At 34.1% G+C, this 11,195-nt stretch carries 13 protein-coding genes; 12 read left to right on the forward strand and 1 reads right to left on the reverse strand.

Annotated elements, in window-relative coordinates; genetic code table 11:
* Positions 1-102 precede the first annotated feature (102 nt).
* The 3 genes from Q0410_RS05050 to recA all read left to right on the forward strand — a co-directional run bounded on the left by Q0410_RS05050 (position 103) and on the right by recA (position 2,996).
* Positions 103-1,317 (forward strand): IS256 family transposase, encoded by a 1,215-nt coding sequence (locus Q0410_RS05050; RefSeq protein WP_299033728.1) that lies wholly within the window; start codon positions 103-105, stop codon positions 1,315-1,317.
* A 155-nt stretch (positions 1,318-1,472) separates the two neighbouring features.
* On the forward strand, positions 1,473-1,886 hold the full coding sequence (locus Q0410_RS05055) for a hypothetical protein (protein WP_299033731.1): 414 nt from the start codon (positions 1,473-1,475) through the stop codon (positions 1,884-1,886).
* A gap of 57 nt (positions 1,887-1,943) precedes the next feature.
* Positions 1,944-2,996 (forward strand): recombinase RecA, encoded by a 1,053-nt coding sequence (gene recA, locus Q0410_RS05060; RefSeq protein WP_299033734.1) that lies wholly within the window; start codon positions 1,944-1,946, stop codon positions 2,994-2,996.
* 45 nt (positions 2,997-3,041) lie between these two features.
* On the opposite strand, the gene Q0410_RS05065 is transcribed toward recA, so the two are convergent.
* Positions 3,042-4,076 (reverse strand): DNA polymerase IV, encoded by a 1,035-nt coding sequence (locus Q0410_RS05065; RefSeq protein WP_299033763.1) that lies wholly within the window; start codon positions 4,074-4,076, stop codon positions 3,042-3,044.
* A gap of 71 nt (positions 4,077-4,147) precedes the next feature.
* On the opposite strand from Q0410_RS05065, the gene Q0410_RS05070 reads away from it, so the two are divergent.
* The 9 genes from Q0410_RS05070 to lysS all read left to right on the forward strand — a co-directional run.
* On the forward strand, positions 4,148-4,393 hold the full coding sequence (locus tag Q0410_RS05070; protein WP_299033737.1) for an RNA-binding S4 domain-containing protein: 246 nt from the start codon (positions 4,148-4,150) through the stop codon (positions 4,391-4,393).
* The gene (locus Q0410_RS05075) at positions 4,386-4,913 is read left to right on the forward strand and encodes a septum formation initiator family protein (protein WP_299033740.1); all 528 of its coding nucleotides are present in this window, start codon (positions 4,386-4,388) and stop codon (positions 4,911-4,913) included. Before Q0410_RS05070 ends, Q0410_RS05075 begins: the two co-directional genes overlap by 8 nt.
* Positions 4,897-6,258, forward strand: coding sequence for a tRNA lysidine(34) synthetase TilS (gene tilS / locus Q0410_RS05080; protein WP_299033743.1), 1,362 nt, complete (start codon positions 4,897-4,899; stop codon positions 6,256-6,258). The genes Q0410_RS05075 and tilS overlap by 17 nt, the downstream gene beginning before the upstream one ends.
* Positions 6,248-6,817: a hypoxanthine phosphoribosyltransferase gene (gene hpt / locus Q0410_RS05085; protein WP_299033746.1), complete on the forward strand. Its 570-nt coding sequence runs from the start codon at positions 6,248-6,250 to the stop codon at positions 6,815-6,817. Before tilS ends, hpt begins: the two co-directional genes overlap by 11 nt.
* 48 nt (positions 6,818-6,865) lie before the next feature.
* Positions 6,866-7,357 carry a DUF5673 domain-containing protein gene (locus Q0410_RS05090; RefSeq protein WP_299033748.1) on the forward strand — a complete coding sequence of 164 codons (492 nt, stop codon included), beginning with the start codon at positions 6,866-6,868 and terminating at the stop codon, positions 7,355-7,357.
* A 62-nt stretch (positions 7,358-7,419) separates the two neighbouring features.
* Complete coding sequence (locus tag Q0410_RS05095; RefSeq protein WP_299033751.1) at positions 7,420-8,211, forward strand: type III pantothenate kinase; 792 nt, start codon at positions 7,420-7,422, stop codon at positions 8,209-8,211.
* Positions 8,189-9,187 (forward strand): tRNA dihydrouridine synthase DusB, encoded by a 999-nt coding sequence (dusB, locus tag Q0410_RS05100; protein WP_299033753.1) that lies wholly within the window; start codon positions 8,189-8,191, stop codon positions 9,185-9,187. The genes Q0410_RS05095 and dusB overlap by 23 nt, the downstream gene beginning before the upstream one ends.
* On the forward strand, positions 9,156-9,629 hold the full coding sequence (gene greA / locus Q0410_RS05105) for a transcription elongation factor GreA (protein WP_299033756.1): 474 nt from the start codon (positions 9,156-9,158) through the stop codon (positions 9,627-9,629). The genes dusB and greA overlap by 32 nt, the downstream gene beginning before the upstream one ends.
* A 9-nt stretch (positions 9,630-9,638) precedes the next feature.
* Positions 9,639-11,195, forward strand: a 1,557-nt coding sequence (gene lysS / locus Q0410_RS05110; protein WP_299033760.1) for a lysine--tRNA ligase, incomplete at its 3' end; no start/stop codon positions are given.

Below are 11,195 nucleotides of genomic sequence, written 5' to 3' on the forward strand. Positions count from 1 at the left end.
CATAGTATAAAATATTATGTGTAAAATAGAAAAAGAGAACTCAAACTTGTAAAGTTTTGTTAAGAAATAAAAGAAAAACATAAACTAACAAGGAGTTCTCTTATGAATAATTTTAACACAGATTTAATACAAATACTAGCCCAAGGATTAGATATTAATGAATTTTTTAGGCAACAATTAGAAATAGCTATTAATGACCTATTAAAATCAGAACTAACAGTATTTTTAGACTATGAAAAATGGGAATATAAAGGCTATGGGTCGGGCAATTCTAGAAATGGATATTATCATAGAAACTTAAAGACTAGATTTGGAGAACTTGAGCTTCAAATACCAAGAGACAGAGCAGGTGAGTTTAAACAAGAAACTGTAAAAGCATACGCTAGAAACACAGATAATCTTGAGAATATGGTCATAACTCTATACAAGAAAGGTATAACTACAAGAGAAATAGCAGACCTATTAGAAAAAATGTATGGAAACAATTATTCTCCAACAACCATATCAAACATCTCAAAAGTAATGAAAAATGAAATAGAAGCCTACCACAATCGCAAAATCAAAAAAGACTTTGTAGTTTTGTATTGTGACGCTACATACTTACCAGTAAGAAGGGATTCAGTAGCAAAAGAAGCCCTACATGTAATAATTGGTATAGATCCAAACGGAAACAAAGAAGTACTAGACTATTCATTATTCCCTGAAGAATCAGCAAATAACTATAAGGAAATGCTAATAAACTTAAAATCAAGAGGATTAGAAAATGTATTACTCTTTGTAAGTGATGGACTAGTAGGATTAAAAGAAGCAGTAACAGATATATTCCCAAAATCAAAACATCAAACATGCTGGACACACTTAATGAGGAATATAGAAAATAAGGTAAGGGCAAAAGATAAACTAGAAGTAGCAAATGATGCTAAACTCATCTACTCATCAGATAATATAGAAACAGCAGAAAAAAGATTGACTGAGTTTTTATCAAAATGGTCAATTAAATATCCTAAACTTAGAAAAATGCTAGAAGGAAAAGATAATTTATTCACCTTTATGCTATTTCCAAAAGCAATAAGAAGAAGCATGTATACCAATAATATATGCGAAAATTTCAATAAAGACATAAAAAGAAAATTAAAACAGAAAGTTCAATTTCCAAATGAAGAAAGCCTTGATAAAGCAATCTATATACTAGTATCAGAATATAATAATAAATTTTCAAATAGGACCCATCTTGGATTTGGTTTGGTAAGATATGAGCTTAAAATGATGATAGAGGAAATAAGTGATTCACCATCTACAATCAAATCTACAATTTAATTGTAAATGGTGAATTAAGATAACAAAATTAACAAGTTAGAGTTTACACAAAAAATTTGACAGTACCAGTAAGACTCTTACAGGAATTTTAATAAATAGTTAAAAGTTAGTTATCAATGAAATTTTATGATTTAGACTCATTTTAAGGAGTATTTATGGAAACTACAAAAGACAAGAAATTAATTATAGGAGAAATTATTCTCCTGATATTTCTAGCCCTGGCAGCACTTATGGGAAATTTTATCCATCAAAGATTTATGACTGATGGAGCAAGTATAACCATAAAGAGGTTTAATTTTGTGTCAGCAATGACTTGGGGCTATGGTAATTTTTTCCCGATACTTTTTATAGCCTCTCTTTTACTAGCAGGGATAATTTTGATAAATGCCCTAAGAAAGTCAGCCTATGCGGAAGATAAACTTAGTTCAAACATAGTTATTTTTGGTGGGATCTTGTTTTTGATGACACCTCTTTTGATAGGAATGCAACAGATAAATATCGGACTTATTGTTATGGTGATCGTGCAATTTATTATTTTTGCTTTAAATATGATAAGAACTATAAATTAGACTTTGACTAAAAAAGGTATATAATAAAAGAAGACATTAAGTGTATAAGGAGTGTATATGGACGCAAATAAGAAAAAAGCCCTAGACCAGGCTTTTAAGCAGATAGAAAAGAAATACGGAAAGGGCTCTATTATGAAGATGGGTGAGGCGCCAAAGGTCTCAATTGACGCAATCCCAACTGGAGCTATAAATCTTGATATAGCCCTAGGAATCGGTGGCCTACCTAGAGGTAGGGTAATAGAAATCTATGGGCCAGAATCATCTGGTAAGACAACTCTTGCCCTTCACGTAATCGCAGAAGCTCAAAAGATGGGCGATACATGTGCCTTTGTCGATGCTGAGCATGCCCTTGATGCAGAATATGCTGGAAACCTCGGAGTAAATATAGATGAACTAATCTTATCTCAACCTGATACCGGTGAGGCAGGACTAGATATTGCAGAAAGCCTAGTAAGAAGTGGGGCTGTTGGTCTAATTGTAATAGACTCAGTTGCTGCCCTTGTACCAAAGGCTGAGATAGAAGGTGAGATGGGAGATAGCCATATGGGGCTTCAAGCGAGACTTATGAGTCAGGCCCTAAGAAGACTTACAGGTATTATATCTAAATCAAACACCACAGTTATCTTTATCAACCAGCTAAGAGAAAAAATCGGGGTTATGTTTGGTAGTCCTGAGACAACTACAGGTGGACGTGCCCTTAAGTTTTACTCTTCAGTAAGACTTGATATTAGAAGGATCAAAACCATTACCGAAGGAGATAACTCTATAGGATCTAGAACTAGGGTAAAAATCGCAAAAAACAAGGTGGCCCCACCATTTAAGATAGTAGAATTTGATATTATGTATGGAAAGGGAATTTCTAAAACTGGTGTCCTTCTAGATACCGCTGTAGACCTTGATATAGTAGAAAAGGCAGGTTCTTGGTATTCTTATGGAGATGAAAAGCTAGGTCAAGGTAGGGAAAATGTTAAGACCATGCTTGAAGAAAATCCAGAATTAGCTAAACAAATTGATGAGAAGGTCAGAGCAGCCTTTAAGGGTGAACTGGAAAGTGAAGAAGCAGAAGAAAACGAAGAAGATAAACAAGAAGCAATGTTAGATGATAAATAAAAACAAAACCCGCAAGTATTTAATCTAAATACTTGCGGGTTATTTTTATAGGAAACTAAGTTGGTTCATATCCCTAGCAGAAAGGTTTGAAAGGGATATACCTATTAGCCTTATGTATTCACCCTTAAAGACCTCATCTAAAAGTGTTATAGCTTCTGTATAGATGTTATTAGCTTGGTAGATAGGTTCTTGGAGAGTTATAGATCGGGTTTGGTTTTTAAAATTCTCATCTTTTAGCTTTATGGAAACAGTTTTAGCTTGGATGTCTTTTTTTATCATTTCAATTTCTATAAGATTTGCTATGTTTCTTAGATAATCTTTGAGTATTTTTTTATCATTTGTATTTTGACTAAAGGTGCGTTCTTTGCCAATAGACTTCCTGTCCCTAAGTGGATTTATTGGTCTATTATCAACTCCTCTAATCACATCATAGATATAATCCCCACTTTTTCCAAAAAGCTCCTCTAAAAAATACCTATCAAGTCTTAGTAGGTCAGAAACCTTATAGATACCAATATTATTAAGCTTTGCTGTTGCTCTTTTTCCAATCCCATGAACCTTTCCTACATCAAGATTAGGTAAAATCCTCTTTGCTTCTTTTTTGTCTATATACTTAATGCCAAAAGGCTTATCCCAGTCGCTTGCAAGTTTTGCCAAAAATTTGTTGTAGGAAATACCGATTGAGATAGGAATCCCAGTTTCATCTAGGATTTGTTTTTGTAGGTTTTTTGCAAATAAGCTTGGATTTTCGATATCTATTTCGATATAGGCCTCATCAATGGAAACTTGCTCAAAAAGATTGGCATGTAGTTTTATCGAATCGAAAACTTCCCTAGATTTTTCCCTATAATAGGGATGGTCAACCTTTACCATAATAAGGTTTGGACACAGGTCTTTTGCAATAAAAACGGGCATGGCAGAGTGGATGCCAAATTTTCTAGCCTCGTAGTTAGCTGTTGTAATTATAGACTTATTGGTCAAACCACCCACAGCCATGGGTCTTTTTTTAAGTTTTGGATTTCTGATTTCTTCGCAGGATGCATAAAAGGCATCGCAATCGATGTGGAGGATGTATTTCATATGATTACTATACTGATAATAAGAAATTTGGCTAAATTGCATAATCGAGCCCTTAAAAGTAAAGTTATCGTATGAGAGTAGATAAATTTTTAAAAAATTCAAGAATAATAAAAAGACGTCAGGTTGCCAAAGAAGCTTGTGAAAATGAGCGAGTAAAGATTAACGATAAGATAGCTAAGGCTGGTAGTGAAGTTGAAAAAGGGGATATTATAGAGATTACCTTTGGGAAGTCAATCCTAAAGATTAGAGTTCTTGACCTTATTGAAGGAGCTAAGAAGAGCACTTCAGATGATATGTATGAGGTAATAGATGGCTAATAATAAAAGAAAGGCGAGGAGAGATTCCTACCTTTCTAAAAGAAGAGCAAAAAATAAAAGATTTTTAAGAATTATGGCCGGCCTAGTTCTTGTATCAGGCCTAGGATTTTTCTACCTAAATTCTTCAATGAATAAGGAAAATGAGAGGATGAGCCAAGATATAGTTTCTAGTCAAAAAAAATTAAAAGATATAAAAACTGAAATATCTGAACTTAAAGAAGACTATGAGATGAGAAATACCGACCTTTTTAAGGAAAAGGTAGCCAGGGAAAGACTAGGAATGGTAAAAAAGGATGAAAAGGCTTCCGAGTCAGAAGAAAATTCTGTAATTAAACAAGTAAGTAAGCCAAATGGAGAAGGCTTAGAAGGTGAAAACCAAGCAGAGTCTAATCTAGATTCCAATTCTAATGAAAATCTAAATCAAGACAGCAGTCAAAATGAAGAAGCAAATACGAATGCTAATTCAAACCAAAACTTAAGTCCAGAGGAAAATACAGAAACAAATGCAGATGGAAGATAGGATTTTAAAAAACCTTACCGAACACAAGTTAATTAACAAGGGTGATACTATAATCATCGGCGCAAGCGGAGGACCAGATAGCCAGTTTATGATTTTTATCCTTGATAAACTTAAGGAAAAGTTAGGCTTTGACATAGTCCTTGCCCACTTAAACCACCTTCATAGGAAAGAGGCAAGTTTAGATGAGGACTTGGTAAGGAAAACTGCAAAAAAGCTTGGATTAGAATTTAACTCAAGGTCTAGGTCCATGGATGATTTGGCTAAAAAACTAAAAATATCATCAGAAGATGCAGGTAGACGTCTTCGCTATGAGTTTTTTAAAGATATGGCAAAAAACTATCCATCTAGTAAAATTGCCGTTGCCCACAATAAGGATGACCAAGCAGAAACTCTCCTTATGAGAATGGTAAGGGGGACTGGTCTTGATGGTTTAAAGGCTATGAATTATAAGAGTGGGGATATCATAAGGCCAATTTTAAATATCAAAAAAAGTGAGATTTTAGCCTATTTAGATAAGAATAATCTTCCCTATGCAATCGATCATACAAACTTTGAAAATGACTATACTAGAAATAAGATAAGGCTTGATATTATGCCGAAACTTGCTGAAATCAATCCTGGTGTTATTGATGCTTTCTTTAAATTATCAGACCTTGCGAGAGATGATTTAAAGCTTATAGATGGACTTGTCGATAGTAAATTTAAAGACATGGCCAAAGTAACAAGATCAAGGGTAAGTTTTGATAAGGAAAAGTTTGATGAAACTGAAAAACCCCTGCTTAGAAGGATTTTAAGAAGAGCAATCGAAATCCTAAAGGGAGAAATAAAAGATATATCAAAAGAAAATTTAGATGATTTACTAAAGATAATAGAGCTTGATACTGGCAAGGTCCTTATAAAAGATGACTTAAGACTTAGAAAATCCTATGATGCTTATCTTTTAGAAGTAGGAAAAGAAGAAAAATCACAAACAGAACTTTACCTGGGGGATGAAGAGACTCTTAATTTTGATGGAATTTATCTAAAATCAAGTATAATTAATAGTGATAAATACGAAAAAGATAGAAATACGGGGTATTTTGACTATGATTTGCTTGATTTACCACTTAAGGTAAGGACTAGGCGCCCCGGAGATAGGTTCGTGCCCTTGGGCCATAAAAGCGAAAAGAAGCTTAAAGATTATTTTATAGACCAAAAAATCGACAGGAATAAGCGCGATGAGATTCCGCTTATAATCTCAAAAGATAAGATAATTTGGCTAACATCTCTTAGGATAAGTGATGAGTTTAAGGTCACAGCTAACACAAAAAAAATATTAAAAATCGAGGTTTATGATGAAAATTGATAGAGAAAATCTGATTGAAAAAGTGCTTATAGATGAGGAAAGTCTTAATCTAAAGATAAGACAGCTTGCTAAAACTCTAAGCGAGCATTATGCCGATAAGGATGAGCTAATTTTAGTCTGCATCCTAAAGGGCTCTGTAATGTTTATGGCAGAACTTGCCAAGCACTTAAATGTTGAAACTAAGATGGAGTTTATGTCCGTATCTTCCTATGAGGATAACACTTATTCATCAGGAAATGTAAAAATTTTGATGGATCTCGATATAGATATAAAAGATAAGGAAGTATTGATAGTAGAAGATATAATTGATACTGGTTTTACCCTAAAGAAGATTAAGGAAACTCTTTTAAAGAGAGAACCAAGAGACCTTAAGATTATAACCCTGCTTGATAAGCCTGAAAGACGTGAGGTTGATATCAAACCTGACTTTACAGGTTTTAAAATTCCTAATGAATATGTAGTAGGTTTTGGTCTTGATTATGATCAATTATATAGGAATTTAAACTATATAGGTATAGTTAAAAGATCGGTTTATGAAGATATAGAAGATATAAAGTAGGTCTAAGGGCCTATTTTATTTTTGAAAATAAAGGAAAGGAGTGAATATATGCAAGGATTTGATAGAGTAATACTAGTTTTATATGGAGCAATTACAATATTTTTTATCTATAGATTATTTAAACAAGCTAAGGATAGAAGGTTACTTGGAGAAAAGGCCCAAGGCTTTAAAAAACCTATATCATCAATGGAAATGATTTTATTTTCAATCCTTCTAATCGTTGGAGGGGTAAATCTTGTAAATGGCTACAGGATAGGAGATAAATATTCGATGATGACAGCTATTGTAATGGTTATCTTAGCTATAGTCTTCATGATTTTTAGCCTTGGCAAATTCTATGTAGCAGAAAATGGTATGCTTGTATCAAGTGGTTTTGTGAGTTTTAAAGAACTAAAAAAATGGGGCTTTGATACAAATAGAGGCGAGCTTGTTATGGCAATAAAAAAAGACGGAAACACTAACAGAGAAAGTGTTAAGGTAAAAAAAGAAGACATAGAAGAGATTAACGAACTTATAAGAAAGTACAAACTAGGCAAGTAAGCTTGAAAAAGAGCCCATATAACCGTATCATATAAGAGTTAAATTAAGCAAAGGATGAATATATGTTACTGGTTATTGATATTGGAAATACAAATACCGTTATAGGTATTTATGATAAGAAAAATTTGAAGGCTAGATTTAGAGTGGCAACTGACTTGAAAAGCACCAGCGATCAATTAGTTGCTACTTTATTTAATATGTTTATGATCCACGATATTAGGATCGAAGACATAGAAGATACAATAATTTCTTGTGTTGTACCAGATGTCCTATACAATTGGGAATCAGCCAATAGAAAGCTTTTTGATAAAGATGCTAAGGCTGTTGATTATGACACTTACACAGGTATAACTATTGATTATGAAAATCCAAGCGAGGTAGGTGCCGATAGGATAGTAGATGCAGTTGCAGCCTATGAATTATATGGAGGACCATCTGTAGTAGTAGACATGGGTACAGCTATTACCCTAGATGTTATAACATCAGATGGTAGATACCTTGGTGGCTCTATTGCTCCAGGTATAAGAATTGCCCAGGATGGACTTTTTGGCAAAACTGCCAAGCTTCCTAAAATAGAGTTAAAACAACCTACTACAGCTATTACAGAATCAACATCTGAGGCTATAAATGCTGGTATAGTTATAGGCTACATTGGAATGATAGATAAGCTTATAGAAACCATAGAGGATGAGATAGTCGAAAGACTAGAAATCGATAAAAGTGAGATCAATGTGATAGCTACAGGGGGATTTTCAGAGCTAATCTCCCAATCAAGTAAGTACATCAATACCATAGAGCCAGATCTCATGCTAGAAGGCCTAAGGATAATCTATGAGAGAAACTCTAATAGATAAGAAAATCATGTTAGCTCCCCTAGCCGGAGTAACAGATACAGCCTTTAGGGTAGTTTGTGAGAAAAACGGCTGCGATAAGACCTTTACAGAAATGGTATCTGTAAATGCTCTAGCCTTTGATAATAAGGCGACAGAAGAGATAATGTTTATATCAGATATGGAAAAAAATGCCAATATTCAAATATTTGGTTCTGATGTAGAAAAGATAAAAAGGGTAGTAGAAGAGAAGATAAATCCTCGCAAAGAGATAAAAGAAATATCCTTTAATATGGGATGTCCTGCTCCTAAGATATTTAATAATGGGGAAGGATCAGCTCTTCTAAAAGATCCTAGCAAGGTTTATAAAATAACCAAGGCACTAAAGGATTCAACAGATAAAATAGTAAATATCAAATACCGCCTAGGCGTTGATGATACTAACATAAAATATATAGAAAATGGAAAAGCTATGGAAGAAGCTGGTGCTGACTACCTAATACTGCATGCAAGGACCAGAAAGGCCATGTATTCAGGTCATGCCGACTGGCAGGCTATCAAAAATTTAAAAAAAGAAGTAAGTATACCAGTAATAGCAAATGGGGATATTTTTACTCCTGAAGACTTTGTTGAGGCAATGAAAATAACAGGAGCTGATGGAGCGATGATTGCCAGGGGTGCTATGGGAAACCCCTTTATCTTCCGTTATATAAAGGAATATTTAAAAAATGGCACTTACGAAAAAGTAACATTTAATGAAATTATTTCTCAAATAAAAGAGCATTACGAACTAGCCCTAAAGTTTAAAGATGAAAGGCTAGTTATAAATCAAATGAGAAAGCATGTTGGTTGGTATATAAAAGGTCTTTATATGTCAAGCGAATATAGGGACAGGGTAAATAAGATCCATACTAGCGAGGAAATATTTGACCTCCTAGATGAATATAAAAAAATTTTAGGTGATTATAATGACAGAAAAAAAAGAAGTAATATTAACTAAGGAAAAATTAGAAAAACTTGAGGACGAACTTGAGTATTTAAAGACAAAAAAACGTCCTGAAATGGCAGAAAAGATAAAAATAGCAAGAAGCTTCGGAGACCTTTCTGAAAATGCTGATTATGATGAAGCAAAAAATGAACAAGGTGAAGTAGAATCTAGGATCATGAAAATAGAAGACATGATTAGAAATGCTAAAACTATCGAAGTAGTAGAAAACTCTGATACTGTTGGAGTTGGCAACACTGTCACACTTTTCGATGAAGAATTTGAAGAAGATGTTGAATACAAACTCGTAGGAACAGCAGAATCAAATCCACTCGAAGGTTATATTTCTAATGAGTCACCAGTTGGTGAAGCCATCATAGGCCGCAAGGTAGATGATAGGGTAGAAGTAGAAACACCAAATGGTAAGATGTATTTTGTAATAAAGAAGATTAAGTAAGGAGAGAAAATGGCTGATAACACACAAGATTTAAATGAAATGCTAAGGGTCAGAAGAGAAAAACTTCATGACCTCAAAGAAGAGGGAAAAGATCCTCACCATATAGTTAATTTTAAAAATAGGATAAATTCGAAAGAAATCAAGGATAACTTTGAGGACTATGAGGATAAAACTGTAAGGGTAGCTGGAAGAATTCTTGCCAAAAGAGGTCATGGAAACATGAGCTTTATGGATGTACAAGACGAATCTGGCCAAATCCAGGTAGTAAATCGTAAAAATGTTATCGGCGATGACTTTAAATATATCAAAAAATACGATATCGGTGATATAATCGGTGTAGAAGGTAGGGTATTTAGGACCAACCAAGGTGAAATATCTATAGAGGTAGCCAAGTCTGATCTTTTAACAAAGGCCCTACAAATGCTACCAGAAAAATGGCATGGACTAAAAGATCCTGACCTTAGATATAGACAAAGATATATAGACCTTATTGTAAATCCAGAAGTAAAAGATGTATTTGTTCAAAGATCAAAAATCATATCATCAATCAGAGAATTTTTAGATGGTAGGGGATTTTTAGAAGTAGAAACACCAATCTTAAATACTATAGCAGGTGGTGCTACAGCTCGTCCATTCGTAACCCACCACAACACCCTAGATATTGACATGTACCTAAGAATAGCCAACGAGCTTTACCTAAAAAGACTAATAGTAGGTGGTTTTGATAGGGTATATGAAATAGGTAGGATGTTTAGAAACGAAGGAATGGATGCAACCCACAACCCAGAATACACCGCTATGGAGTTATACCAAGCCTACGGTGACTATGAAGACATGATGGAAATCACTGAAAACATGGTTGAATACGTAGCTAAAAAGGTAAAAGGAACAACTGTTGTAGAATTTGATGGCGAAAAAATAGAGCTTAAGGCTCCATGGAAGAGAATTCCAATGATAGATGCTGTTAAAGAATACTCAGGAGTAGACTTTAACGAAATTAAAACAGATGAAGAAGCAATCGCTATTGCCAAAGAAAAAGGCGTAGAAGTTAAGGAAACAAGAGGAGAGATCATAGCAGAATTCTTTGATGAGTTTGTTGAAAATAAGCTAATCCAACCAACCTTTATCACTGACTACCCAGTAGAAATTTCTCCACTTGCAAAGAGAAAAAATGATGATAGGTCTCTAACTTATAGGTTTGAAGCCTTTATCTCAGGAGCAGAAGTTGGAAATGCCTTCTCAGAACTAAACGATGCAGAAGATCAAAAAGAAAGATTTTTAGACCAAGTTAGAAAAAGAGAAGCAGGCGATGATGAAGCTCAAATGATGGACTATGACTTTGTAAATGCTCTAGAAGTAGGTCTTCCTCCAACAGGTGGACTAGGTATAGGTATCGATAGACTAATCATGATCCTAACAGGCCAACACTCAATCAGAGACGTCCTTCTTTTCCCAACAATGAAACCACTTGGTCTTGAGAAAAAAGATGATGACAAACAAACTGTAGCATCAATTGACGAAGATGAAGATATCGACTTTTCTAAGGTAGTAGTAGAGCCAATCTAT

This window comes from uncultured Anaerococcus sp., assembly GCF_937934665.1.
Lineage (GTDB): Bacteria > Bacillota > Clostridia > Tissierellales > Peptoniphilaceae > Anaerococcus.